Annotated in this window: 26 protein-coding genes and 1 riboswitch; of the genes, 13 read left to right on the top strand and 13 right to left on the bottom strand. The window is 60.2% G+C overall.

Annotated features, from left to right (window positions below):
• Positions 1–16 precede the first annotated feature (16 nt).
• Together mqo and TK42_RS15435 are read right to left on the bottom strand one after the other, a co-directional pair.
• On the bottom strand, positions 17–1525 hold the full coding sequence (gene mqo, locus TK42_RS15440) for a malate dehydrogenase (quinone) (protein ID WP_103734624.1): 1509 nt from the start codon (positions 1523–1525) through the stop codon (positions 17–19).
• A 726-nt stretch (positions 1526–2251) separates the two neighbouring features.
• Positions 2252–2485, bottom strand: coding sequence for a hypothetical protein (locus TK42_RS15435; RefSeq protein WP_032877761.1), 234 nt, complete (start codon positions 2483–2485; stop codon positions 2252–2254).
• Positions 2486–2667: 182 nt separating this feature from the next.
• On the opposite strand from TK42_RS15435, the gene TK42_RS15430 reads away from it, so the two are divergent.
• On the top strand, positions 2668–3252 hold the full coding sequence (locus tag TK42_RS15430) for a YajG family lipoprotein (RefSeq protein WP_032877759.1): 585 nt from the start codon (positions 2668–2670) through the stop codon (positions 3250–3252).
• A gap of 59 nt (positions 3253–3311) precedes the next feature.
• Here the strand turns inward: TK42_RS15430 and TK42_RS15425 are convergent, their stop codons facing one another.
• On the bottom strand, positions 3312–3521 hold the full coding sequence (locus TK42_RS15425; RefSeq protein ID WP_005784881.1) for a hypothetical protein: 210 nt from the start codon (positions 3519–3521) through the stop codon (positions 3312–3314).
• Between the two features lie 182 nt (positions 3522–3703).
• Here TK42_RS15425 and TK42_RS15420 point away from each other — a divergent pair, with 182 nt between their 5' ends.
• The gene (locus tag TK42_RS15420; RefSeq protein WP_032877757.1) at positions 3704–3952 is read left to right on the top strand and encodes a hypothetical protein; all 249 of its coding nucleotides are present in this window, start codon (positions 3704–3706) and stop codon (positions 3950–3952) included.
• Positions 3953–4118: 166 nt separating this feature from the next.
• On the opposite strand, the gene TK42_RS15415 is transcribed toward TK42_RS15420, so the two are convergent.
• Positions 4119–5282 (bottom strand): 1-acyl-sn-glycerol-3-phosphate acyltransferase, encoded by a 1164-nt coding sequence (locus TK42_RS15415; RefSeq protein ID WP_177464492.1) that lies wholly within the window; start codon positions 5280–5282, stop codon positions 4119–4121.
• A 132-nt stretch (positions 5283–5414) separates the two neighbouring features.
• Between TK42_RS15415 and TK42_RS15410 the strand changes: the two genes are divergently transcribed.
• From TK42_RS15410 to TK42_RS15395, 4 genes are all read left to right on the top strand, one after another.
• Entirely contained in the window at positions 5415–5597 is a 183-nt protein-coding gene (locus TK42_RS15410; protein WP_032877753.1) for a CPXCG motif-containing cysteine-rich protein, read from the top strand.
• Between the two features lie 31 nt (positions 5598–5628).
• On the top strand, positions 5629–5889 hold the full coding sequence (locus TK42_RS15405) for a putative signal transducing protein (RefSeq protein WP_032877751.1): 261 nt from the start codon (positions 5629–5631) through the stop codon (positions 5887–5889).
• Between the two features lie 37 nt (positions 5890–5926).
• Positions 5927–6547 carry an SOS response-associated peptidase gene (locus TK42_RS15400; protein ID WP_005784892.1) on the top strand — a complete coding sequence of 207 codons (621 nt, stop codon included), beginning with the start codon at positions 5927–5929 and terminating at the stop codon, positions 6545–6547.
• Positions 6548–6656: 109 nt separating this feature from the next.
• Positions 6657–7475, top strand: a complete 819-nt coding sequence (locus TK42_RS15395; protein ID WP_078820301.1) for a M48 family metallopeptidase — start codon at positions 6657–6659, stop codon at positions 7473–7475.
• 66 nt (positions 7476–7541) lie between these two features.
• Here TK42_RS15395 and TK42_RS15390 read toward each other — a convergent pair whose 3' ends face one another.
• The 3 genes from TK42_RS15390 to TK42_RS15380 all read right to left on the bottom strand — a co-directional run bounded on the left by TK42_RS15390 (position 7542) and on the right by TK42_RS15380 (position 10376).
• Positions 7542–8126, bottom strand: coding sequence for a TMEM165/GDT1 family protein (locus TK42_RS15390; RefSeq protein WP_005784895.1), 585 nt, complete (start codon positions 8124–8126; stop codon positions 7542–7544).
• Positions 8127–8214: 88 nt separating this feature from the next.
• Positions 8215–8333, bottom strand: a riboswitch (yybP-ykoY riboswitch).
• Positions 8334–8384: 51 nt separating this feature from the next.
• Positions 8385–9383, bottom strand: a complete 999-nt coding sequence (locus TK42_RS15385; RefSeq protein WP_032877748.1) for a class I SAM-dependent methyltransferase — start codon at positions 9381–9383, stop codon at positions 8385–8387.
• Positions 9384–9413: 30 nt separating this feature from the next.
• Positions 9414–10376, bottom strand: a complete 963-nt coding sequence (locus TK42_RS15380) for a 2-hydroxyacid dehydrogenase (RefSeq protein ID WP_282443223.1) — start codon at positions 10374–10376, stop codon at positions 9414–9416.
• Positions 10377–10463: 87 nt separating this feature from the next.
• On the opposite strand from TK42_RS15380, the gene TK42_RS15375 reads away from it, so the two are divergent.
• The 5 genes from TK42_RS15375 (at position 10464) to TK42_RS15355 (ending at position 19626) form a co-directional block, all read left to right on the top strand.
• Positions 10464–11096 (top strand): LysE family translocator, encoded by a 633-nt coding sequence (locus TK42_RS15375; protein ID WP_078820303.1) that lies wholly within the window; start codon positions 10464–10466, stop codon positions 11094–11096.
• Between the two features lie 265 nt (positions 11097–11361).
• Positions 11362–13044, top strand: a complete 1683-nt coding sequence (locus tag TK42_RS15370; protein WP_103734623.1) for a fatty acid--CoA ligase — start codon at positions 11362–11364, stop codon at positions 13042–13044.
• Between the two features lie 332 nt (positions 13045–13376).
• Positions 13377–15236, top strand: a complete 1860-nt coding sequence (locus TK42_RS15365; protein ID WP_032877744.1) for a DUF1302 domain-containing protein — start codon at positions 13377–13379, stop codon at positions 15234–15236.
• Between the two features lie 42 nt (positions 15237–15278).
• Positions 15279–16643, top strand: coding sequence for a DUF1329 domain-containing protein (locus tag TK42_RS15360; protein ID WP_005784906.1), 1365 nt, complete (start codon positions 15279–15281; stop codon positions 16641–16643).
• 250 nt (positions 16644–16893) lie between these two features.
• Entirely contained in the window at positions 16894–19626 is a 2733-nt protein-coding gene (locus TK42_RS15355) for a LuxR C-terminal-related transcriptional regulator (RefSeq protein WP_103734622.1), read from the top strand.
• A gap of 12 nt (positions 19627–19638) precedes the next feature.
• Here TK42_RS15355 and TK42_RS15350 read toward each other — a convergent pair whose 3' ends face one another.
• From TK42_RS15350 to TK42_RS15335, 4 genes are read right to left on the bottom strand one after another with little or no spacing between them, the layout of a single operon-like run.
• A complete protein-coding gene (locus tag TK42_RS15350) occupies positions 19639–20196 on the bottom strand; it encodes a membrane integrity-associated transporter subunit PqiC (RefSeq protein WP_032877738.1) in 558 nt (185 codons plus the stop codon).
• Positions 20197–20210: 14 nt separating this feature from the next.
• A complete protein-coding gene (locus tag TK42_RS15345; RefSeq protein WP_032877736.1) occupies positions 20211–21860 on the bottom strand; it encodes an intermembrane transport protein PqiB in 1650 nt (549 codons plus the stop codon).
• Positions 21841–22485, bottom strand: a complete 645-nt coding sequence (locus TK42_RS15340; protein ID WP_032877734.1) for a paraquat-inducible protein A — start codon at positions 22483–22485, stop codon at positions 21841–21843. The genes TK42_RS15345 and TK42_RS15340 overlap by 20 nt, the downstream gene beginning before the upstream one ends.
• Entirely contained in the window at positions 22482–23072 is a 591-nt protein-coding gene (locus tag TK42_RS15335) for a paraquat-inducible protein A (protein WP_005784917.1), read from the bottom strand. The genes TK42_RS15340 and TK42_RS15335 overlap by 4 nt, the downstream gene beginning before the upstream one ends.
• 149 nt (positions 23073–23221) lie before the next feature.
• Between TK42_RS15335 and TK42_RS15330 the strand changes: the two genes are divergently transcribed.
• Together TK42_RS15330 and TK42_RS15325 are read left to right on the top strand one after the other, a co-directional pair.
• A complete protein-coding gene (locus TK42_RS15330; protein WP_032877732.1) occupies positions 23222–23866 on the top strand; it encodes an MBL fold metallo-hydrolase in 645 nt (214 codons plus the stop codon).
• Between the two features lie 174 nt (positions 23867–24040).
• Positions 24041–24820, top strand: coding sequence for an OmpA family protein (locus TK42_RS15325; RefSeq protein ID WP_103734621.1), 780 nt, complete (start codon positions 24041–24043; stop codon positions 24818–24820).
• Positions 24821–24889: 69 nt separating this feature from the next.
• On the opposite strand, the gene TK42_RS15320 is transcribed toward TK42_RS15325, so the two are convergent.
• On the bottom strand, positions 24890–25471 hold the full coding sequence (locus TK42_RS15320) for a BON domain-containing protein (protein ID WP_005784922.1): 582 nt from the start codon (positions 25469–25471) through the stop codon (positions 24890–24892).
• Positions 25468–26061, bottom strand: coding sequence for a phosphoheptose isomerase (locus TK42_RS15315; protein ID WP_007904374.1), 594 nt, complete (start codon positions 26059–26061; stop codon positions 25468–25470). Before TK42_RS15315 ends, TK42_RS15320 begins: the two co-directional genes overlap by 4 nt.
• Positions 26062–26133 lie beyond the last annotated feature (72 nt).

The raw sequence follows: 26133 nt of genomic DNA, 5'->3' as shown, positions 1-26133 counted from the left end.
TTTTTGCATTCAAACCTTAAGCGTAGCTTTGGGCTTCGTTGCTTGGCTCCACCAGCTCAAGGCTGATGTTGTTCTGCGTGTTGATCTTGCGATACAGCTCGGCATCCGTCTCCAGGACCTTTTCCCGCGCCGGGAAGATCTCGTGCAGCTTGCTCGCCCATTCACCGGCAGCCTTCTGCGGGAAGCAGCGTTCAATCAGCTCCAGCATGATCGATACGGTCACCGAGGCACCCGGAGATGCGCCCAGCAGCGCCGCGAGCGAACCGTCCTTGGCCGCCACCAGCTCGGTGCCGAATTGCAGCACGCCGCCTTTCTTCGGGTCTTTCTTGATGATCTGCACCCGCTGGCCGGCCACTTCCAGGCGCCAGTCTTCGGCTTTTGCCTCGGGGTAGAAGCGACGCAGGGATTCCAGGCGCTGCTCCATGGATTGGCGCACTTCGCTGACCAGGTACTTGGTCAGATCCATGTTGTCGCGGGCCACGGCCAGCATCGGGCCAATATTGCCAGCGCGAATCGACATCGGCAGGTCAAGGAACGAGCCGTGCTTGAGGAACTTGGTGGTAAAGCCTGCGTATGGCCCGAACAGCAGCGACTTCTTGCCATCCACCACGCGGGTGTCCAGGTGCGGCACGGACATGGGCGGCGAACCCACGGCAGCCTGGCTGTAGACCTTGGCCTGGTGCTGTTTGACCACTTCCGGGTTGTCGCAACGCAGCCACTGGCCACTGACCGGGAAACCGCCGAAGCCTTTGCTTTCTTCGATGCCCGAGGTTTGCAGCAGCGGCAGGGCCGCACCACCGGCGCCGAGGAACACGAACTTGGCGTCCACTTCGCGGCTGTTGCCGCTGTTGACGTCCTTGATGCTCACGGTCCAGCCGGCGCCGTTACGCTTGAGGCCGGTGACGCGCTTGCAGTATTTGACCTGGGCATCAGGCGAACTGGTCAGGTGGCTGAGCAACTGATTGGTCAGGGCGCCGAAGTTGACGTCGGTGCCGTTCATCACGCGGGTCGCGGCGATTTTTTCGTCAAGCGGACGGCCCGGCATCATCAGCGGCATCCACTCGGCCATTTCGCTGCGGTCTTCGGTGTAGTGCATGTCCGAAAACGCGTGATGTTGGCTGAGGGTCTCAAAACGCTTCTTGAGGAAGGACACGCCTTTGTCGCCCTGCACGAAGCTCAGGTGCGGGACCGGGCTGATGAACGACTTGGACGAGCCGAAGGTGCCCTTCTTGGTCAGGTACGCCCAGAACTGTTTCGACACCTCGAACTGGGTGTTGATGTGCACGGCTTTCTTGATGTCGATGGAGCCATCGGCGGCCTGTGGCGTGTAGTTCAGCTCACACAGCCCGGCGTGGCCGGTACCGGCGTTGTTCCACGGGTTGGAACTCTCCGCGGCACCCGAATCCATCAGCTCAACGACTTCCAGCTTGAGGCCGGGGTCGAGCTCCTTGAGCAGTACGGCCAGGGTGGCACTCATGATGCCGGCCCCTACCAGAACTACGTCGACTGCTTCGTTATGCGCCATTTAACGCGTCTCCAAAATCTGCAGCACCAAATTGACGGCATGGCTGCCAGGAGTGACGGGGCGGTTCACGTGTTGCCCCAGGTTACCCATGGCCAGGATCGCCATGTCCGTTTCGCAATTCTTTGCAACTTCAGCACACGCTTCCTGCCGGGCTAATCTGCCTATGAACGCATTCATAGGCGCCTGTGGCAATTCGACTTATGGTCAAAGCGTGCGATTCGTGCAACCAATCCGTAGCGGACAGGCTCAAGCTCCGGTTTTTGAAGAAGGCTCGATCCTGTGTAATTGGGCTGCCCCAGACGCTGATGGTGCTTGTACAAACGCCAAACTATTCATTTGCTCGCCACACTCTTGTGAAGTTGTGAAAACCCGTTTTTTCACGCTCTTTTGAAGACGTGAACCTCAAAAAAGGGCTGCCCCAGCCTGGCACCTGGCCCGTAAACCTCTGCCGACATGCGGCAAAACGGGCAAACAACACAAGTGGCCGAGCGCAATGGCAGCTCTGGCAGATCCGATAAAGGCGGGGTGGTTTGCAAAGGAAACAGCAAGCACGCCAGCTTCACTTGATCTGTGTGGGCGGCTCTCTGTGGGCGATTTTGGGGTTAATGCCTGGGCATTAACGATGCTGCGGGGCCCGATCAGGAGACGTCCTTATAATCGGGGGGAGATTGTAGCGAAGAACGCCAGGGAAATGGGCGTGTTTTATGACTTTTATTCGGGTCCCGGTCAGGAGGCCAACGCTTGCCGGTGTTGTGCGCGAAAAACCTGCGGCTTGACCCGGGCGCTGGCCGGCAGAGGGCGGTGCATCCAGCCCAGATGAGTCTCGGTCACTTCTACCCAACCTTCACCGACGGGCGGCAGGCTGCATTGCTTGAATGCCTGGCAATGGCCCTGGGCGTCGAGCAGGGCGAAGTGGCGGTGACGGGCGTGTGACATGAACAGTGTCTTGAGAAGGCGCATGGCTGTGTACCTGGTGTGTTACATGCTTGAAGATTGCCAGTGTGGCATGACACTGCGGTGACCAATTTATGCGAATTTGTAATTTGCCCGTGGCTTCAGCCACTGTTCAGGATTGCTGGTGAGTGGCGTGCGTGCACCGTTATACTGGCGACCTGTCTGCACCTAGTCCTGGAGAAATGAGTATGTTGCAACGCCTGTTGTTCGGTTTGATCACTGTGACCAGTTTGACCCTGGTTGGCTGCGCCAACAGCCCGCAACAACTCAGCCCGCAACCTAAAGTCACCGCGCCGTTGGCTGCGGTAGGTCATGGCCAGCCGGTGTCGGTACGTGTGGTCGACGGTCGTCCGTCGCCAACCCTGGGCTCGCGTGGCGGCCTGTATCCGGAGACTGCGCTGATTTCGGTGACCGGCCAGGATGTGCTGCCCAAGCTGCAGGCCCAGGCTGAAGCCGCTGTGCGCTTGCTGGGCTTTACACCGACCAACTCGCCAGGTGTGCCGCAACTGACCGTGACCCTGGCCGAGCTGAAGTACCAGTCGCCCAAAGAGGGGCTGTATGTGACCGAAGCCTCCATCGGTGCGACCTTCAAGTCTGACGTCAGCGCCGGTACCCGTCGCTACAGTGGCCGCTACGCCGCATCGCTGAATCAGCGCTTCGGCATGTCGCCCAACCAGGAAACCAACACCAAGCTGGTCAGCGATGTGCTCAGCGATGCACTGACCCGCCTGTTCAAGGACCCAAGCATCAGCCAGTTGCTCAGTTCGCAATAAACCGTGCACAAAAAACCGGGCTCAGTGATGAGCCCGGTTTTTTTATGCCCGTGGTTTGGTCATGCCGCCGTATCGACATAGAAGTCCAGCACACTCACGCCGGTGAGCAAATCCAGTTCCGGCAAGTCCGCATGTTGGTGGCCGCCGAGGGCGCAATACACCAGCCAGTGGCGATCCTGGACGTTGAACGCAAGGCTGCCGACCAGCGCCTCTTGCTCATCGTTTGGGGCGATCAGATACAGCCGATCCTGGTTTTGCGCGTGCAACATGACTTGCTCCTCAAGCGTCGAAGGGCAACAGAGTGGCTTGTTAAGGTGACGTTCAGGTGACGCTGTAAATTACTGGATACATTAGCCGTCAACGGAGAAGGAGCATTAAAGGCGCAGGAGGCGACTATCGTTCAGGTTGGTATCTGGACTGATATCCGAATACTGATTCGCCGAGGTTTGCGATGGCGCTGCTCATCAATGCTGTTGCCCTGTTGGTTGCCTGCTCGGGCGCCTTGGTGCTGTTTATCACCCGCCTGCATGCGCAACGTGCGATGGCTGAACTCGCCATGCGTAGTGAAGAGCGTGCTATCGACCAGCCGATGCTTTTTCTGGATACGCACACCGAACGGGCGCATCGTCAGGCTTACCGTGTGGGGTTCGGCTGCCTTGGCTTGGCCCTGGCCGCCTCCTGGCTCAGCACCCATTTCTAATTCCACTGCAAAACCAAATGTGGGAGCGGGCTTGCCCGCGAAGGCGGTGTATCAGCCACTGAATCTTTAACTGAACCACCGCTATCGCAGGCGAGCCAGCTCCCACACTGGCCATGTACTGCCCGTAGAATCAGCGCCTGCCACATATCCCCTGTAGGGTCACATATTACAGGGGGATCCCGGCCTTGACTCGGTATTGATTGCGTACCGGCGTCGCATACTGCACCACCAGATAAGGCCGGTGTTCGGCCGGGCATTCGTTCAAGCGTCGCTCCCATTCTGCCTTGGCCTTGGCCAGCTCATCGGCGGGGAATACATCCGCCGCTTTAGGCACTTGCAACTGCGGATCGGCATCATCCCACTGTGCGTACGCCAGGTAATGCACCGGAAACAAGCGGTAGCCACCGAGGATCTGCCGGTCCATTTCCACTGCAAGCAGCTTGGTATCTTCGAAACGCTCGGTAATCGGCGGCGCAAAGTTCACATGTACGCGGCCCTTGTAGCCGGTGATACCCAGGGCGATGCTCACGTCGTCCTCGCCCGGTGCCTTGGTGTAGGTGCCGGTGGTGGCGCGGATATACAACTCGCGGGCCTTGGCGGCATCGCAAGGGTCGTACTCGTAGCTGATGGATACCGGCGTCAGGTTCAACGACTGGATGACCTCGGCAAACGGCTCGTCCTTGCGGCTGACGTGGAACATCTTGAGAATCGCCGATTCGGTACGGTCATCGCCATCCTTGGCCCGGCCTTCAGCCTGGGCGATCCAGATCGACTGGCAGTCGTTGCGGATCGAATGGTTGATATAGGCCGACAGCAGGTTGTAGGCCGCCATCTTCTCCTTTCGCCCGGTGATCGAACGGTGCACGATGAAGCTCTTGTTCAGGCGCATCAGGTCGCTGACAAACGGCTTTTGCAGCAGGTTGTCACCAATGGCGATGCGTGGCGTCGGCAGGCCGGCGTGATACACGGCATAGTTGACGAAGGCCGGGTCCATCACGATGTCGCGGTGGTTGGCCAGAAACAGGTAGGCGGTGCCGGATTTGAGCTGCTCGACGCCGGTGTAGGTTACGCCGTCGGTCGCCCGGTCAATCGTGTGGTCAACGTAGTATTCGACTTTGTCTTGCAGCGTCGCCACGGTGGTGACGCCGGCAAACTCACGGCGCAATTTGCGCGCGATCATCGGCTTGAGCAACCAGCCCAGGGCGCCGGCAAAGCGCGGGAAGCGAAAGTGGGTCAGGATGTCCAGAAAGGCCTTGTCACTGAACAGACGCGCCAGCACTGCCGGGACTTCGCTGTCGTTGTAAGGTCGGATGGTATCGAATTCGCCCATCATGCTCTCTTGTTAGAAACGGCTAGGGTAAGTAAAGGAAATAGCAGGGGCGGCGTGAGTAAACTGGCTCTGCCGGAAATAGCCCTGTAAATAGACCGGCGATTATACGCACAAGTCACCTTGGAGACTGCGATGCTGGAAACTGCGATGTACGATTGTCCTTATTGTGGCGAAGTGGTCGAGACAACAGTGGATTTGTCTGGCGGGGACCAGACCTATATAGAAGACTGCCAGGTGTGTTGCCGGCCGATCACGTTCAACCTGCAAGTGCATGGTGACGAGTGGATGCTCGAAACCCGCAGCGAAAATGAATGATGCGTAGCGAAAACGAATAACAGGTACGCCCATGCAGCGAATCTACGAGCCGGAAAACCTGATGGAAGGCGAGCTGTTGCAACAGATGCTGGCCAGTGAGGGCATCGAAGCGCACTTGATGGGCCGCCACTTGCTCGGTGGTACCGGCGAGTTGCCGATCTTCGGTTTGCTGGGGCTGGAGGTCGATAATGATCAGGCGGCGTACGCCCGCGAGCTGATCACGGCCTATATCGGCGCGCAACCCTTGCCCGGCGACGAACCCGACAGCTTCCCCGACGTATTGGTCTGTTAGGCTGTCGGTCGGTTTACCCCAAGAGTCGTGTTGCCCCATGTGTGGACGTTATGCCCTGTTTCGCTGGAACCCTGCCTTTGCTGCCTTGCCCGGCTTCCCCGCCGACCAGCAGGCCCAGTGGAACATTTCCCCCAATGATTCGGTGCTGATCCAGCGCCTGAGCGAAGGCCAGCTCACCCTGGCGCGTGCCCGTTGGGGGCTGACGCCGCCTTGGTTGACGGATCTTTCCCGTACTCCGGCCCATGCCCGCGCCGAAACGCTCGCCGAGCAACCGATGTTCCGCGAGGCATTCCGCCAGCGCCGCTGCCTGTTGCCAGCCAACGGTTTCTACGAATGGCGCGGTACCCAGCGCAAGCGCCCGTATTGGTTGACGCCGGGGGAGGGCTCCACCCTGTTTTTTGCTGCGATCTGGGAAGCGTATCCCGTGCAGGAGCAGGTGTGGCTGAGCACCGCCGTGGTCACCCAGGCAGCGCAAAGCCAACGTCGGCCGTTGATTCTTGATGCAGCGGGGCAAGCCGCCTGGCTCGACCCCGAGACGCCGCTGCACGTGTTGCAAGGGTTGCTGGCCGGTGAGCCCAGCGCTTTACGTGAGCGCGTGTTGGCCAATATGGTCAATGATCCCAAGCTCAATGGGCCGGAGTGCCTGACCCCGGCTTGAGCCTGCACTGTGGGATGTGTCCGAAATTCAGCGGTTAAATGTCTGATGTATCTGGCGCCAATACAAACGACCGCCTACGATACGCGCCATGTTTTCAGGGAGCGTGTTCATGAAGAAGTCATTGGCGGTAAGCGGTTTGGTTACAGCGATGTTGCTGGCGGGTTGCCAGTCGGTCAACACGACCAGCGGCGGTGCTGTTGGGGTTGAGCGCAAGCAATACATGTTCAGCATGTTGTCGAGCCAGGAAGTCGACCAGATGTACGCACAGTCTTACCAGCAGACCCTGGGTGAAGCCAGTGGCAAAGGCGTTCTGGACAAGACCAGCGCCAACGCCAAGCGTGTGCAGGCCATCGCCAAGCGCCTGATCGCCCAGGCGCCGACCTTTCGCGCAGATGCCGCCCAGTGGAACTGGGAAGTGAACCTGATCAAAAGCGACGAGATGAACGCCAACTGCGGGCCTGGCGGCAAGATCCTGGTGTACAGCGCGCTGATCGACAACCTCAAGCTCACCGATGACGAGTTGGCTGCGGTGATGGGCCATGAAATCGCCCACGCCCTGCGTGAGCACGGTCGTGAAGCGATGTCCAAGGCGTACGGTATTGAAATGGCCAAGCAGGGCGCTGGTGCAATATTCGGTCTCGGCCAGGACAGCCTGGCACTGGCCGATACCGTGGCCAACTATGGCATGACCTTGCCCAACAGCCGCAGCAACGAAAACGAAGCCGACCTGATCGGCCTGGAGCTTTCGGCGCGTGCCGGCTACAACCCGAACGCCGCGATCACCTTGTGGAACAAAATGGCCAAGGCTTCCGAAGGCGCGCCGCCGGAATTCATGAGTACTCACCCAGCTTCCGACAGCCGGATTGCTTCGTTGCAGGCAGCGATTCCGAAGGTAATGCCGCTGTACCAGCAGGCCAAGAAATCCTGAGGCTTGATGACGATCCAAATGTGGGAGGGGCGCACCGCCCCTCCCACAATAGATCGGGTTGCAGTCTTAGATCCAGCCGCTGCTTTGCATGGCTTTGTAGACCGCCACAATCGCCAGTACAAAGAACGCTGTGGCCGCCAATCGACGAATCAAGGTCAGCGGCAGTTTCTCCGCCGCGAAATTCCCCGCCAGAACCACCGGTACGTTGGCAATCAACATGCCCAGCGTGGTGCCGATAATCACCAGCCACAACTCCGGATACTGCGCTGCCAGCATCACCGTGGCGATCTGGGTCTTGTCACCGATTTCCGCAAGGAAGAACGCAATCAGCGTGGTCAGAAATGGCCCGAACTTGCGGGTGGTACTGGCTTCGTCATCATCGAGTTTGTCTGGCACCAGGGTCCAGAGTGCCGTGGCACAGAAGCTCGCCGCGAGGATCCAGTGCAGCACCGCATCCGAGAAGAAACTCCCGAACCAGGCGCCCACGGCACCGGCGGCCGCATGGTTGGCCAGGGTTGCGGCGACAATGCCGGCAATGATCGGCCAGGGTTTGCGAAAGCGGGCAGCAAGAATGAGCGCGAGTAACTGCGTCTTGTCGCCGATTTCGGCCAAGGCAACGATTGCGGTAGGAACGAGTAGTGAATCCAGCATCAGGTAGTTTCCAGGGGCGGGTCGACACGGCTATGACACGTACAGCCTTCCCGCCCCGGGTAAGGTGTGCGTGTCATAGGTCTTGTCAAACCCCGGTCCGTCTGTGCGGACTCCTGGGTCGCATACGCCATGGTCTGCTGACCAAGTATGTTGACGTATGCCGGACGAGCATGGGCTCGTGGGAGACTACTCCCCTAGGACGCTGCGGATTCTGCCTAGGCAAAATCCATTCGGCAAGCGTTCTTTTTCAAACGCCCGTCAGGGGCGCTTGGCTCGGTAGATGCGAAAACCATTGCCTTCGGCCTTGATTGCGCAGATACCCAGATGCTCTTCGATCAGCGGCTGATACTTCAGGAAGCTGTTGGCAACCAAGCGCAGTTCGCCACCTTTTGCCAGATGTTTGGCTGCTTTTCGCAGCAGGTTTTCCGTGGCGAAGTAATCGGTATGCACCCCGACATGGAACGGCGGGTTGCTCAAAATCGCGTTTAGCCCCATTGGCGCGGCATCGATTCCATCCCCGGTCAGTACCTCGGCTTCCAGGCCGTTCGCCGCCAACGTCAGCCGACTGCTGGCAGCTGCGAAGGCATCCACATCCAGCATTGTCACGGTGTTATGCGGGTAGCGACGCTTGACCGCAGCCCCCAGTACCCCGGCGCCGCAACCGAAATCGAGCAGATGCCCGCTGGGCAGCTTGTCCAGGTGCTCCAGCAGCAACTCGGTGCCGCGGTCCAGGCGGCCATGGCTGAACACTCCCGGCAAGCTCACCACCTTCAGCGGGCCTTCGGCCAGTAGTACATCGAAGACCTGTGCCAGGCTCTCCAGTTCGACCGCTTGCGGGGCGTTGGCGACGGTGACTTGCCATAGCTGGCAATGCCGCGCGTTATCCAGCTTGCGCGGCTTGCCGAAGGGGGTCATCTGCTTGGCAGCGCTTTCGATACCGCCTTTTTTCTCACCCACCAGAAACAGCTCGGCGCCAGGCAGGCGAGCGGCCACGGCGTTGAGCAGGTAGTCGGTGAGGTCCTTGGACTTGGGCAGGAAGATCACCGCGGCATCGAAGGCACGCTCGGGCACATTCACCCCGAACTGGCTGCGCTCGGGAAACCGTGCATCAAGCGCGGCCTGGTCGCCGGCGTGCCAGCACCAGCCATGGGCGTTGGGCAAGCGCCCGAGCAAGTCGTCGGCAGGCAAACCTACCAGCAGCAGGTTGCCTTGAAAAAGTTCGGCCTGGCGAAGCAGTACTTCACTGCGCGGATCCATGGTCTGCTCCTTGAAAAGGGGCGCAGTTTATCAACTGACGACGCGCAGCGGGGCACCGCTGAAAAAGCCTCGGGCGTTTTCCGTCAATTGGCCGACGATGCGTTGCCGCGCTTCGCGACTGCCCCAGGCATTGTGGGGCGTGACAATCAACCGAGGAATATCGCCGGCCAGCAGCGGGCTGCCATTGATCGGCGGCTCCACACTCAACACGTCGGTCGCCGCGCCGCCCAGATGACCACTGCGCAGCGCGTCCGCCAAGGCCTGTTCGTTGATCAAGCCACCACGGGCGGTGTTGACGATAAAAGCGCCGGGCTTGAGCAGCGCCAGTTCACGGGCGCCGATAAAGTCGCGGGTGTGTTCATTGAGCGGGCAATGCAAGGTCAGCGCATCGACCTGGGCCAGCAGTTGATCCAGTGGCACGCGGTCGGAGCGGGCAGGGCGCCCGGGAATCGCGCCGAGTACCACGCGCATGCCGAAGGCTTCGGCCAGGCGCGCCACCGCGCTGCCCAGTTCGCCATGGCCGAGCAGGCCGAGGGTTTTGCCTTCCAGCTCGACAATTGGATGGTCCAGCAGACAGAACTGCCTGGCCTGCTGCCATTTGCCGGCGGCCACATCCTGTTGGTAGTCCTTCAAGCGCGTGGCGAGGTTGAGCAGCAGCATGATCGTGTGCTGGGCCACCGACGGCGTGCCGTAACCCTGGCAGTTGCTCACGGTGATGCCGTGGGCGCGGGCGGCTTCGAGGTCGATATTGTTGGTGCCGGTGGCTGAAACCAGGATCAGCTTGAGCTCGGGGCACGCCGCCAGGGTTTGCGCCGTGAGCGGGATTTTGTTGCTGATCGCGACTTGAGCGCCCTGCAAGCGTTCCACCACATTCTGTGGCGTGGTCTGCTCAAACAGCTGCAACTGGCTGAAGCAGTCGCGCAAACCGCTGAGGTCGAGGTCGCCCAAGTCCAGTGAAGGGTGGTCGAGGAAGACGGCGCGGCGATTGTTCATGATCAACTGTACCTTTTGCGACGAGGTTCGAAGGCGTAATCTTCCGAGCCTATCAGATGAAATAATCAGTTACTTAATGGAGTGAGCATGTACGTCGCCGAGTTTTTGACCGTAGCCTTGATTCACTTGTTGGCGGTGGCCAGCCCTGGCCCGGATTTCGCCGTGGTGGTCCGTGAGAGCGTGACCCACGGACGCCGCGCCGGCACCTGGACGGCCCTGGGCGTCGGCACGGCGATTTTCGTGCATGTGGGTTACTCGTTGCTGGGGATCGGTTTGATCGTGTCCCAGTCCATCGTGTTGTTCAATGCGCTCAAATGGGCCGCAGCGGCCTACCTGTTGTATATCGGTTTCAAGGCCTTGCGTGCGCAGCCGGCCAAGCCCGCCGCCGAGGGCGAGTTGCACCGCGAAGCGGGCGAGCGCACCCCACGCGGTGCATTTACCGCAGGCTTTGTGACCAACGGCCTGAACCCCAAGGCGACGCTGTTCTTCCTCTCGCTGTTCACCGTGGTGATCAACCCGCATACGCCACTGGCGGTACAAGCGGGTTATGGCGTGTACCTAGCGGTGGCGACGGCGGTGTGGTTCTGCCTGGTGGCCATGTTGTTCAGCCAGCAGCGTGTACGCGCCGGCTTTGCGCGCATGGGGCATTGGTTTGATCGGACCATGGGCGCGGTGTTGATCGCCATTGGGGTGAAGTTGGCGTTTACCAGCATGAAGTAATCAATTTTCTCAAGGGTACACAGCTCAAATGTGGGAGGGGGCTTGCTCCCGATAGCGGTGTGTCAGCCCTACATAAGCTGACTGACACCCTGCTATCGGGAGCAAGCCCCCTCCCACATTGGTCTTCCATAAGCCGCAGATACTGGCGCAAAGCTAGCATTTGCTGAGTTCCGCAAATCATTCCTTTGGCTGATTTGGTTGAAACATAAGCCCTCTACAGTGCAGGTCTTCAAGTCAAGACCGTGCAGTCATTAAAGGGATTCGTATGTTGCAGACCCGTGTTATCCCGCCCGCCGAAGGTGCGTACCAATACCCGCTGCTGATCAAGCGCCTGTTGATGTCCGGGACTCGCTACGAGAAGACCCGGGAAATCATCTACCGCGACAAGCTGCGCTACACCTACCCGACGCTGATCGAGCGCGTTGCGCGCCTGGCCAATGTGCTGACCGAAGCCGGGGTCAAGGCTGGTGATACCGTGGCGGTGATGGATTGGGACAGCCACCGTTACCTGGAATGCATGTTCGCCATTCCGATGATCGGCGCGGTGATCCACACCATCAACGTGCGCCTGTCACCGGAACAGATTCTCTACACCATGAACCACGCCGAAGACCGCTTCGTGCTGGTCAACAGTGAGTTCGTGGAGCTCTATCAGGCGATTGCCGGGCAGCTCACCACCGTCGACAAGACCCTGTTGATTACCGATGGTGACACCCACACCGCCGAACTACCCAACCTGGTCGGTGAGTACGAAACCCTGCTGGCCGCCGCCAGCCCCCAGTACGACTTCCAGGACTTCGACGAAAACTCCGTCGCCACCACCTTCTACACCACCGGCACTACCGGTAACCCCAAAGGGGTGTATTTCACCCATCGCCAATTGGTGCTGCACACCATTGGCGTGGCGACCATCATGGGCAGCGTCGACAGCGTGCGTCTGTTGGGCACCAACGATGTGTACATGCCGATTACACCGATGTTCCACGTACACGCCTGGGGCCTGCCCTATGTGGCGACCATGCTCGGCTTGAAGCAGGTCTACCCCGGGCGCTACGACCCCGAATACCTGGTGCAGCTGTGGCGCAAGGAGAAGGTCACGTTCTCCCATTGCGTGCCGACCATCCTGCAAATGGTGCTCAACGCCAAGGCTGCCCAGGGCGTGGATTTTGGTGGGTGGAAAATCGTCATTGGTGGCAGCGCGCTCAACCGCTCGCTGTACGAAGCCGCCAAGGCCCGCGGCATTCAATTGACCGCCGCGTATGGCATGTCCGAGACCGGGCCGCTGGTGTCGTGCGCGCACCTCAATGAAGAGCTGATGGCCGGCAGCGAAGACGAACGCACCACCTATCGCATCAAGGCCGGTGTGCCTGGGCCGCTGGTGGAGGCGGCAATCATGGACACCGACGGCAATTTTCTCCCCGCCGACGGCGAAACCCAGGGCGAACTGGTGCTGCGCGCGCCCTGGCTGACCGAGGGTTATTACAACGAACCGCAAAAGGGCGCCGAGCTGTGGGCCGGCGGCTGGATGCACACCGGCGACGTTGCCACACTGGACGCGTTTGGTGTGATCGATATCCGTGATCGCATCAAGGATGTGATCAAGACCGGTGGGGAATGGATCTCGTCCCTGGCCCTCGAAGACCTGGTCAGCCGCCACCCGGCGGTACGCGAGGTAGCGGTGGTGGGCATCGCCGATCCGCAATGGGGCGAGCGCCCCTTTGCCTTGCTGGTGGTGCATGAGGGCCAAGTGATTGGGGCGCGGGAGCTCAAGGAGCACCTCAAGCCTTACGTTGAACTGGGGCATTTGAGCAAGTGGGCGATTCCGAGCCAGATCGCCGTTGTTACTGAAATTCCCAAGACCAGCGTAGGTAAGCTCGACAAAAAACGTATCCGTATCGACATCATCGAATGGCAGGCCAACAACAGCACCTTCCTGTCTACGCTTTGACGCCCCTCGCCGCGCCCTTTCGGGCGCGGCGCTGCTCTATCTCAAGCCTCTACTTGTGATTTGCCGAATTTCAGCCATCCTTCCCGCGTCGACCTTCGTCGGCGTGGCGAAAGGGTTGTGGCAGACAGGTTGGTGATGCAAATCACACTTTAGAGGGATCAAGCACTACCCCCCTCTGGCTATAGTCCCTTTCAGAGTTTTTCGCGGATGTTGCGCGTCGAGCCAGGGAGGCTCGGTTGCGGTTCGGCATTGGAATCGTTGTATCCCGGCCGTTACATCTGAAGAAAGGGCTCACTGCCATAACAATAAAATATGCACATGGAGTAGCGTCGATGACCCAAGTAAACCAGTTCTGGCGCCGGGCAAGACTGCCCCTGGCCGTCAGTCTCGCTTCTACGCTCGCCGGGCCTGCATTCGGCGTCAGTTTCAACATCGGTGAAATCGAAGGGAGCTTTGACTCCTCGCTTTCGGTGGGTGCGAGCTGGTCTACGGCCAAGCCCAATCGTGATCTGATCGGCGCCAACAATGGCGGCAAGGGCCTGTCCCAGACTTCCGATGACGGTCACTTGAACTTCAAGCGCGGCGAGACGTTCTCGAAGATCTTCAAGGGTATTCATGACCTGGAACTGAAGTACGGCGACACCGGCGTGTTTGTGCGCGGCAAGTACTGGTACGACTTTGAACTCAAGGACGAGAGCCGTCAGTTCAAGGACATCAGCGACAACAACCGCAAGGAAGGCGCCAAGTCTTCTGGCGGTCAGATTCTCGATGCGTTCGTCTACCACAACTACTCGATTGCCGATGCGCCGGGTTCCGTGCGTTTTGGTAAGCAGGTCGTGAGCTGGGGCGAAAGTACCTTCATCGGCGGCGGCATCAACTCCATCAACCCGATCGACGTGTCGGCGTTTCGTCGCCCGGGGGCCGAGATCAAGGAAGGCCTGATTCCGGTCAACATGTTCTACGTGTCCCAGACGCTCACCGACAACCTGTCGGCCGAAGCGTTCTATCAACTGGAATGGGACCAGACTGTCACTGATAACTGCGGCACTTTCTTCTCCCAGCCAGACGTGATCTCCGATGGTTGCAGCAATAACCTGCGGGTGTTGAACAAGCGCTCGACCATTCCCGCTGCGGCACTGCCGACCCTGGGTGCCCTGGGCGTGGACGTGAACAGCGAAGGCGTGCTGGTGCGCCGTGGGCCGGACCGTGATGCGCGTGACAGCGGCCAGTTCGGTGTGGCCATGCATTACAACTTCGAACCGCTGGACACCGAGTTCGGCGCCTACTTCATGAACTACCACAGCCGTGCGCCGATCTTTAGTGCGCAGGGTGCGCCGTCCGCGGCCTACACCCGTCCATTGGGCCCGCTGGGGGCACTGCGTCCACTGATCGTGGCGGGCAGTTCGAACTACTTCGTCGAGTACCCGGAGGATATTCGTCTCTACGGCTTGAGCTTCTCCACCACGCTGCCTACCGGCACCGCCTGGAGTGGTGAATTGAGCTATCGGCCGAATGCGCCGGTGCAGTTGAGTACCACCGACATTCTGTTTGCCGGTGTCACGCCGATCCCTGGCTTTGGCAATGCTTCGGTGCTCAAGGGCTCGCCGGGCCAAGACCTGCATGGCTACAACCGCAAGGAAGTCACCCAGTTCCAGACCACCTTTACACACTTCTTCGACCAGGTGATGGGCGCCAGTCGCCTGACCACGGTCGGTGAAATCGGTGTGACACATGTGGGTGGCCTGGAAAGCAAGTCCCAGGCTCGCTATGGTCGCGATCCGGTGTTCGGCCCAGGCACGCTGCCGGGTGGGTTCTGCAACGCGCTGAACAACTCCACCGCCAACGGCGCCGGGCTGCCCAACGCTGCCGGCCTGAACACCAACTGCAACAACGACGGCTACACCACTGCAACGTCCTGGGGCTACCGTGCCCGTGCCATCTGGGAATACCCGGACGTGTTCGCTGGCGTGAACCTCAAGCCCAACGTGGCCTGGTCCCATGACGTCAAAGGTTACTCGCCAGGTCCCGGCGGCAACTTTGAAGAGGGTCGCAAGGCGGTCAGCCTTGGCCTGGATGCCGAATACCAGAACACCTACACCGCGAGCCTGGCGTACACCAACTTCTTTGGTGGCAAGTTCAGCACCGTGGATGATCGCGACTTTGTCGCCTTGAGCTTCGGCGCCAACTTCTAAGCACACTCTTTTCAAGTGGCATGTATTCAGGAAGACCAGAGTATGAAAATAACTAAAAGTCTGTTGCACGTCGGTGTGCTTGGGCTGTCGATCCTGGCGAGCAACGTCATGGCGGCAGTCTCGGCGGATGAAGCTGCCAAGCTCGGTACTACCCTGACCCCGATGGGCGCCGAGATGGCGGGCAACGCGGCCGGCACCATCCCCAAATGGTCACCCCTGCCAACCAACGCCGGCGCCGTGGATGCCCGTGGCTTCCTGGCCAACCCATATGCCAGCGAGCAACCGCAATTCACCATCACCGCGCAGAACGTCGAGCAGTACAAAGACAAACTGGCTCCAGGGCAGTACGCGATGTTCAAGCGTTACCCGGACAGCTTCAAGATGCCGGTCTACCCGACTCATCGCGGTGCCACGGTGCCGGCTGACGTGTTCGCTGCCATCAAGAAAAACGCCACCACTACCAACCTGGTGTCCGGCGGCAACGGTCTGGAAAACTTCGAGACCGCCGTGCCGTTCCCGATTCCCAAAACCGGCGTTGAAGTCATCTGGAACCACATCACCCGTTATCGCGGCGGCAGCGTAACCCGTCTGGTCACCCAGGCCACGCCGCAAACCAACGGTTCCTACAGCCTGGTGTACTTCCGCGATCAGTTTGTGTTCCGCGACAAGATGAAGGACTTCGATCCGAAAAACCCGGGCAACATCCTGTTCTACTTCAAGCAGCAAGTCACCGCGCCAGCGCGTCTGGCCGGTGGTGTACTGCTGGTGCACGAAACCCTGGACCAGGTCAAGGAACCGCGTTCGGCGTGGGTCTACAACGCCGGCCAGCGCCGTGTGCGCCGGGCCCCGCAAGTGTCCTATGACGGGCCGGGTACTGCTGCCGATGGCCTGCGCACCTCCGACAACCTCGACATGTACAACGGTGCGCCGGATCGCTACGACTGGAAGCTGGAAGGCAAGAAAGAAATCTACATCGCCTCCAACAGCTACAAGATCGACGATCCGAAGCTCAAGTACGCCGACATCATCAAGGCCGGCCACATCAACCAGGACCTGGCGCGCTATGAGCTGCGCCGCGTCTGGCACGTGGTCGCCACCTTGAAGGAAGGCCAGCGCCACATCTACGCCAAGCGTGACTTCTTCATCGACGAAGACACCTGGCAAGCGGCGGTGATCGACCACTACGACGGCCGTGGCCAACTGTGGCGCGTTGCCGAAGCCCATGCCGAGAACTACTACGACAAGCAAGTGCCGTGGTACGCCCTGGAAACCCTGTACGACCTGCAGTCCGGCCGCTACCTGGCCCTGGGCATGAAGAACGAAGAGAAACAGGCTTATGACTTCGGCTTCACCGCCACCACCAGCGACTTCACCCCAGCGGCCCTGCGCCAGGACGGTGTTCGCTAACCAACACTAGTGCACCCCTGTGGGAGGGGGCTTGCCCCGATGGCGGTCTGACAGTCGATTAAAATTCTGACTGATCCACTACCATCGGGAGCAAGCCCCCTCCCACTTTTTGTGTGTGCTGTTTGTAGGGATATTTCTTGTCGCAGTTCTTTTTCAGCCAATTGTTGCAAAGATCTACAATCCCGCCGCTTTTACCGCTAGTCTGCGGACATCTGCAATGCCGACAACAGCCTTCTACAAGAGCCCGGCGATGACTGATCTGTCCCGAATCCAAGGGCCTGCCAGTGTGGTGATGCCAACCCTGGAAGGCCGCTTCTACAGGCCCCCATTGCCTGACGGCTACGTGCTGCGCCCGCGCCTGTGCCAACGGTTGAACGCGGGCCTGGACGGGCGATTGTTGCTGGTCTGCGCACCGGCGGGGTTCGGCAAGAGTTCGTTGGCGGTGGAGTTCTGCCAGGGCCTGCCGGCCCACTGGCAAAGTCTGTGGCTGGGCCTGAGCCCACGGGACAATGACCCCGGCCGCTTCCTGGAGCGATTGCTCGACGGCTTGCAGCACTATTTTCCGCAGTTGGGCGCCCAATCCCTGGGTTTGCTGAAAATGCGTCAGCGTCATCAACCCTTTGCCTTTGAAGAATGGCTGGATGGCCTGCTCGATGAGCTGGCGGAGCATCTGTCCACGCGCTCGCCGCTATTGCTGGTGCTGGATGACTACCACCTGGCCCAGGGCCCGGTGCTGGATCGTTGCCTGCAATTTTTCCTCAATCATTTGCCCGACGGTCTGTTGGTACTGGTCACCAGCCGGCAGCGTCCGGACTGGCACCTGGCGCGCCTGCGTTTGTCGCGGCATCTGCTGGAGCTGCATGAACAAGACCTGCGCCTGACTCACGACGAATCCCTGGCCGTGCTGGATGGGCACAGCGGCGCGTTAGGCGGCGAAGCGTTGGAAAACCTGATCCGCCGCAGCGAGGGATGGGTCGCCGGCCTGCGCTTCTGGCTATTGGCGGCGTCCGAAGCCGGTGGCAATGAGGGGGGCTTGCCCCAAAGCCTTCACGGTGGCGAAGGGCTGATTCGTGATTACCTGCTTGAAGAAGTCATCGACTGCCTGCCTGCCGACGTGCAAGCGTTCCTGTACGACACTGCTCCCCAGGAGCGTTTTTGCAGCGAGTTGTGCGACGCGGTCCGCGAAGCCCATGACAGCGCCGAAATCCTGAATTATTTGCAGGCCCATCAGGTTTTCCTGGTGCCGCTGGATGAACAGGGCCACTGGTACCGCTATCACCATTTGTTTTCCGACCTGCTGCGTACCCGCCGCGAGAAGAGCACCACATTGCCGCCTGCCAGCTTGCACTTGCGCGCCTGCCGCTGGTTCAACGCCCAGGGTTTGATCGACGAGGCAGTAGAGCAGGCGCTGCGGGCCGGCCATCTGGACGTGGCGGCGAACCTGGTCCAGAACCTGTCCGAAGAGCAACTGTTGGCAGAGCAGAATGTTGGCATGTTGCTGCGCTGGAAGATGGACTTGCCCGACAGCCTGCTGATCAGCACGCCGCGCTTGATCGTGCTCTACAGCTGGGCATTGGGGCTGGCGTGCCAATTGGACGCGGCCCAGGAGCTTTCCAGCTACCTCAGTCGCTTCCTGCCGGCACCCTCGGCGACCGCGCAAAGGTCCATGTTGGCCCAATGGCTGGCGTTGAGCGGGATCATCGCCCGTGGGCGCGGGGAGCGCGAATTGACCCTGCGCTATTGCAACGAGGCACTGGAGAGCCTGCCGCAAAAGCGCTACGGCCAGCGCCTGATGTGCCTGTCGACCCTGTCCAACCTGGCAATTGTCGATGCCGACCTGTGGCGCGCCCGCGGTTTGAACCGCGAATCCCTGGAGCTGGCGCAGCGCGTCGGTAATCCGTTGTTTGAAGCCTTGGCCCATTACGACCGGGCGCGGGTGTTGCAGTCACGCGGCGAAATCCTGCGCTCCCTGGACGAAGTGCGCCAGGGCCTGGAACGCTTGCACGGCCTGGCGCCCCAGCGCCTGTATGCGGTGCGTGCGCGGTTGTCGCTCTACGAAGGTTACCTGCTGCTGGCGCGTTACCAGCCCGAAGCCGGCCTTGTGCGTTTGCGCGCCGGCCTGGCCGAAGCCCGTGCCTGCCGGGATATCAGCGTGCTGATCGGGCATTGCGTGATCGCCAACTTTGAAGGGCGGCGCGGCCAGTTTTCCAATGCCTTTGCCGAGCTGGCCGAGGCCGAGCGCTTGATGCACATCTGGGACGTACCGCCGATCTATTACCTGGCGATGATTACGTTGATCAAATGCGAGCTATGGCTGGCCCAGGGTCGTACCGAGCTGGCGGACGCCTGGCTGACCAGGCTGGGGCAGACCTACAACGGCGAGCACGCCGCTGCCGCGCCGGAGTTCCACCCACACCTGCCACAACATATCGAACTGCAACAAGCCGCGCTCGATGCCATACGCCATCAGCCCGACACCGCGTTGCAATGTCTGGAAGCATTGGCGCAACAGTCCCAGAACAGTGGGCGACAGATGATTGCCTTGATGGCGCTGACCCAGCAGGTGCAGCTTCTGTTGGCGGGCGGCCAGGAGGCCAAGGCCGGACAGGTATTGGCCCGTGCACTTGAAGCCGGCTCGGGCGGCGCGTTGCAGCCGTTCCAGCGGTTGCTGGAGGGCTACCCGGACTGGATGCGTGAGCAGTTGGGCAAAGATCCCCATGGTCTGCTGAACCAGAGCTTGCTGGCGCTGCTGCCCCAAGTCAGCGTGGTCCAGGCCCCAGCTCATCAAGAAACCCTGAGTACGCGAGAGCTGGCGGTGCTGCGACTGATTGCCCAAGGCTGTTCAAACCAGGAAATCAGCAACCAGCTGTTTATTTCCTTGCACACCGTCAAGACCCACGCCAGCCATATCAACAGCAAGCTCGGCGTGGAGCGCCGAACCCAGGCAGTGGCGCGAGCCAAGGCCATGGGCTTGCTGGTCTGAGCCCAGCGCAGTTTATGGCGCGGCAGGGCAGCCTTTGAGTGACGTGCCGATGGTTTGATTGATCAGTGCCGCGAACCGCTTGAGGTTGTTCTGATGCGCCACCACCAGATCGTCGATGCCTGGCCCCGCGGGTGACTGCAAGGTGCTGCGACAAGTCAGGGCTGGGCGGTCGCCATTGATCTGGCGCAGGCGCCAGCGCACGTCGAGCAGCGCGTACTGCCCGGGGACCGAGTCAAAGCGTTGCACTTCAAGGCGCAGGGCCACAGCGTGGCGTGGATCGCTATTGGCCAATTGATCCACCAACGCGCTCCTGAGTTCGTCAGCGAGGCTGGCGGCCCACCACTGGGTTTCAAGAATCGCCAACCCACTGTCACCCTGGCGCACCACTATCTGCGCGCGGTCGACCTGGGGCGGCACGCTGAGGCTTTCAATCCGTACACCACCAGCATCTGCGCGTGAGCTGTTGCTCGCATGTGCCGGGGTCAGGGTGTGGAAGGCGATGGGGTCACTGCGACAGGCCGCGAGCAACAGCATCGTGGTCAGCAGTGTGATCTTCAACGGCGACGTCATGGCGGCTCCAATGGTCATTTGCGGGGTGGCCCTTGCAGGTCGTTCGGCGCGGCGTTATCAGGACGACCGCGAATCAGCGACTCCGGATGCCGGCCCAGGTAATCGGACAGCTCGCGCAAGGAGCGCGACATGCGTGCCAGTTCATCCAGGGTCTGGGTCAGTTGTTCACGCTGGGGTGAGTCTTCTGCCAGGGTTGAGCTGGCCGATTGCAGGGTCTTGCTCACGTCGGCCAGTGTCGTCTGCACACCCGGCAGTGTCTTGGCGTTGAATTGCGCCAGGCCCTTGCGCAGTTCGACCAGGCTGGCATCGAGGTTGCCGGCAATCCGCTCGACCGGCAGTTGGCTGAGCTTGTTGACGATACCTTCGAACTTCTCCTGCAGTTGTTCCAGGTTGCCCGGGATGGTGGGAATGCCCACGGGGCGCTGGTTCGGATCGAACGCCACTTTCTCGGCCTTGGGGTAGAAGTCCAGGGCGATGTACAACTGGCCGGTCAGCAGGTTACCGCTGCGGGCCTGGGCGCGCAGGCCGTTTTCAATGAAGCTGCCGATCAGGCGCACGCCGGCCGCCTCATCGTCAGGGTTGTTGTTCATGGCCTTGAGCAGCTTGGTATGGGCCGCGCCGAGCAGTTGCGGGTAGATCACGATGCCGACATTGACCGGGAAGCTGCGTTTCTTCGCATCGAAATCCAGATTGATCGACACCACCTTGCCGAACTCGACGCCGAGGAACTCAACCGGTGCGTCAACTTTCAGCCCACGCAGGGCCTGATCAAAGCGCAGGACCATGTATTGCCCTTTGCCATTGGGCGGTGCGAGGGCGCTTTGCTGGTCTTCGAACAATTCAAAGCCGCGATTTTCCTCGGCCGGCTTGTCGTTGGGGTTGTAGGGTGGGGCCTGGAAGGAGATCCCGCCCATCAGCATGGACGACACCGATTCGGTCTTCAGCGCAAAGCCATTGGCACCGACGCTCAGATCGACACCGCTGGCATTCCAGAACCGCGTGTTCTCGGTGACATACCCATCATTGGGCGCGTGTATGAAGACTTCGACGTTCACGCCCTTGCCTTCGCTGTCCAACTCATAAGCCACCACCTGGCCTACCGGGATTTTGCGGTAATAGACCGGCGAGCCGATGTCCAGGGAGCCCAGCGTCTGCGTGTGCAGGGTGAAACGCTTGCCAGGCTCGCCATAGGTGATGGGGGGCGGGTTTTCCAGGCCGGTGAAATGTTTGGCGCGGGTTTCGGACTGGCCGATATCCGCGCCGATGTAGTCGCCGGACAGCAGCGTGTCGATACCGGATACGCCGCCTGCGCCGATACGTGGGCGCACCACCCAGAATTTAGAGTCCTCGCGGGTGAAGCTTTCGGCCTGTTTGGATAGCTCGATGGTGGCGTTGACACTTTTCTGGTCACCACTCAAGGCCACGGCGGTCACTTGGCCGATCACCACGTTGCGGTATTTGACCTCGGTCTTGTTGGCGACCAGCCCGCTGCCGGTCTTGAAGTTGAGGACGATGGTCGGCCCTTGTTGCATGACGCTGTGAATCACCAGCGAGATCCCCACCAGCACGGCGACAATCGGCACGATCCAGACCAGCGAGACACTGAAGCGACGCGTCTTGATCGCGGGTTGCCCCGCAGGGGTGTCAGCCTTGGATGCGCTCATCCGAGGTCTCCTCGTTATGTGGGTTTTCCCAGATTAGCCGGGGATCAAAACTCATGGCCGCGAGCATGGTAAATACCACCACCAAGCCAAAAAACAGAATGCCCAGGCGCGGTTCGATCGTGCCCAGGGCTTGAAACTTAACCAGCGCGGCCACCAGTGCGACCACGATGACGTCCAGCATCGACCAATAGCCGATCAGCTCGATAAACCGAAACAGCTTTGAGCGTTCCTTGCGCGCCCACTGGCTGTTGCGCTGCACGGTGATCAGCAGCAACCCCAGTGACAAGAACTTGATGCCCGGCACGGCAATGCTGGCGATGAAAATGATCAGGGCAATGTCCCAGGCGCCATGCTGCCAGAACTCCAGCACGCCGCTCATGATGGTGCTGTCTGCGCCGGAGCCGAGCATGGTGGTGTTCATCACCGGCAGCAAATTGGCCGGTATGTAAAAGGCGAGGGCGGTGAGCATGTAGGCCCAGGTGCGTGTCAGCGATTGCGTTTTGCGCCGGTGCAAGGGCGCGCCGCAGCGCTCGCATTCAGTGGGCTCCAGGCGCATGTCGCAGGCCTGGCCGCAGGTATGGCACAGGCACAGGTTGAGCTCGCGGGCGGTGGGCGGTGAATTCATACGGTGTCCCACAGGTCGCGGACATCGCGCCCTGCAATGCGGATCAGCAACAGGCTGAGGGCGGCCAGGGCAAACAGGCCGGTACCGGGGATCACATCCAGCATACCCGCCAGTTTGAACACGGCAACCATGGCGCCCAGCAGGCAGACTTCCAGCATACTCCAGGGCCTGAGCGCTTCCAGCCAGCGCATGCACAGTTTGAACGCCGGCGAACGCTGGCCGGCCAAGGCAAAACTCAAAACCCAGATCAGCAAGACCAGCTGAAACACCGGCGCGATGATGATGGAGATCGCCGCCACCAACGCAATGAACGTGATCGGCCCCAGGCTCAGCGCCACCACCGAATCCCACAGCGTCGCACTGTTTTTCAAGCCCTGCAGGCTGATGCTCATCACCGGATAAAAGTTGGCAAAGGTCCACAGCACTGCTGCGGTCACCGTCAGCGCGAGGCGTTGTTGCACCGACAGGCCGTTATAGCGCTGCAGCACACCCGAGCACCGCACACACAGGGCTTTTTGATGTTTGGCGAGCGTGACCTTTTCGTACACGCAGTCGCAGTGCTCGCAGATGATCTGTTGATTCGCCATGGGTGTTGCTCCAAATGCGACGGACTGCAGCGGGGGATGGCGCTTGTGTAGCTTAGCAGTGGATACACCGCCGAATCGATCCCTTCCAGAGTGGGGGCAACCTCCACCATACTGCACTTGGAACGCGCCAGAGAGCTTGCAGGACACTCATGACTACCGAAAAACCACCACTGATTCGCGAAACCTTCCCCGTCGGCCCGTTGCAGTGCAACTGCACCATCATTGGCGACCCGATCACTAAAAAAGCCATCGTAGTCGACCCCGGCGGCAATCACGAATTGATCCTGTCGCGTCTTGATGCGTTGGGTCTGAAGGTGGTGAGCATTATCCACACTCATGCTCACCTGGATCACTTCCTGGCCTCTGGCCAATTGAAAGAAAAAACCGGAGCCACGCTGCACCTGCACAAAGATGATCAATTTCTATGGGATAACCTGGAAATGCAATGCCAGATGTTTCGCGTGCCCTATGTGCCAGTGCCGTCGCCGGATCGCTGGCTGGAACACGATGAAGAATTGGCCTGTGGATGCGGTGTTGCCTTGCACACCCCTGGGCATACGCCGGGTTCGATGAGCTTCTGGTTTGCCGATGCCAAGCTGCTGATTGCCGGTGACACCTTGTTCCGGCGCGGCGTTGGGCGCACGGATTTGTGGGGCGGCGACCAGGCGACGATCGTGCGGTCGATCAAGCAGCGCTTATACACGCTGGATGAGCGCGCGACAGTGGTGACAGGGCATGGGCCGGATACGTTGCTGGGCGATGAGATGCGAGAGAACCCTTTCGTGCGTGCGTGATGGGTTGTCGGCTCTGATACAAGTCGGTACAGACACGCAGGCACAGGCTCGAGCCAAAGACAGCTATGCTTTGCGTACCCACGGAATTTTTGCCGCTTGTCGCGTTCCAAACTCGGCACAGGTCCATTGCCAATGTCCTCTGCATCACAGAATGCAAAAGTAGGAGCTCCCTTCATGTTTACTCCGCGTCGTCTGCTTGTTGTCGCTACCGCCGTAGCCCTGTTGTCTGGCTGTGCCTCACCTAATCCTTATGACGGCAGCCAGGGACAGGCCGGCAATGGTTCTGAAAGCGGTATGAGCAAGACCGCCAAGTACGGCGGCCTCGGCGCGCTGGCCGGTGCATTGGCCGGTGCGGCCATCGACCATAACAACCGTGGCAAGGGCGCGCTGATTGGCGCCGTCGTTGCAGGTGCCGGTGCTGCCGGCTATGGCTACTACGCCGACCAGCAGGAGAAAAAACTGCGTGAAAGCATGGCCAACACCGGTGTGGAAGTGCAGCGCCAGGGTGACCAGATCAAGCTGATCATGCCGGGCAACATCACCTTCGCCACCAACTCGGCCGCGATCGCCAGCAGCTTCTACCAGCCGCTCAATAACCTGGCCAACTCCCTCAAGCAGTTCAACCAGAACACCATCCAGATCGTCGGCTACACCGACAGCACCGGTAGTCGCCAACTGAACATGGACCTGTCCCAGCGCCGTGCGCAGAGCGTGGCCGACTACCTGACTTCCCAGGGTGTCAGTGCTGCCAACCTGAGTGCTCGCGGTGCCGGCCCGGATAACCCGATTGCCAGCAACAGCGATGTGAATGGCCGTGCCCAGAACCGTCGTGTCGAAGTCAACCTCGGCCCGATCCCAGGCCAGCAATACGGCCAGCCTGGTCAACAGCAGCAACAACAGGCGCCGCAGCAGAACAACCAGTTCCAGGGCAACCCGTACCAGCAGTACCAGTAAACACTGGCCACTAAAAAGGGCGCCGTGCAGTCAATGCACGGCGCCCTTTTTTGTGGCTGTGTGTCTACATCAGTCGATGTATTCGAACACCTTCACGATCTTCTGTACGCCCGACACGCCCTGCACCAGGTTGGCGGCACGGGTCGCTTCGGCCTGGGTCAGCAGGCCCATCATGTAGACGATGCCATTATCGGTAACGATCTTGATGCGCGAGCCCGGCACCGCGCTGTCGGTGAGCATCTGCGCTTTGATCTTGGTGGTCAGCAGCGCATCGTTGCTGATGGCCAGCAGGGTGATCGGGTCCATGACCTGCAATTCGTTGTGGACCTTCTTGACTCGTTGCACGCCCGCAGCGGCTTGTTCAGCCTGGGCCTTGAGGTCGGCGCGCGGGGTTTGCCCTGCCAGCAGGACGACGCCGTTGAAGCTGGTCACCACGATGCGCGAGGCGCCGTTGCCCAGGTCTGTGGCGGCCTTGGCGACATTGACCTTGACCTTGGTTTCGATCAGCGAATCATCGATGGTGCTGCCGAAAGTACGTGTGCCCCGGTCGTCCTGGATGGGGGTGTCCCGTGTAGCGGTGATTGCCGAGCTGCAGCCGCTGATGGCGAGGCACAGCGTAATGGCCAAAAGGCTGAGGCGGTTAACGGTCATTCTTCACTCCCGAACAGTTGGCTGTCGATCAGATCGCACAGGCAGTGGATCGCCAGCAGGTGGACTTCCTGAATGCGTGCAGTGACATTGGCCGGGACGCGAATCTCCACGTCCTCAGGCAGCAGCAGCGAAGCCATGCCGCCACCATCGCGACCGGTCAAGGCTACGACAATCATTTCACGATCATGTGCGGCCTGGATCGCTTGAATAATATTCGCCGAGTTGCCGCTGGTGGAAATCGCCAGCAACACATCGCCCGGCTGGCCGAGGGCGCGGATCTGCTTGGAGAAGATTTCGTTGTAGCTGTAGTCGTTGGCAATCGAAGTGATTGTCGACGAGTCGGTAGTCAAGGCAATGGCCGGCAGGCTCGGGCGCTCGCGCTCGAAGCGGTTGAGCAGCTCTGAAGAGAAATGCTGGGCATCGCCAGCCGAACCACCGTTGCCGCACGAAAGCATTTTGCCTTCGTTGAGCAAGGCGTTGACCATGACCTGACTGGCTTGCTCGATGTGCGGTGCAAGTACGTCCATCGCCTGTTGCTTGGTGTCGATGCTGGCCTGAAAAAGCTGGCGAATTCGGGATTGCATGTCCATCTGTGTGACCTTAAGTAGCGCGGCTGTTTGGCACAGGTAATGTGCAGCCCGCAATGCAAAGAGCAAAAGTGT

The sequence above is a fragment of the Pseudomonas sp. GZJR-8 genome (assembly GCF_002916705.1).
GTDB lineage: Bacteria > Pseudomonadota > Gammaproteobacteria > Pseudomonadales > Pseudomonadaceae > Aquipseudomonas > Aquipseudomonas synxantha_A.
This window is presented reverse-complemented; position numbering and strand designations above follow the sequence as displayed.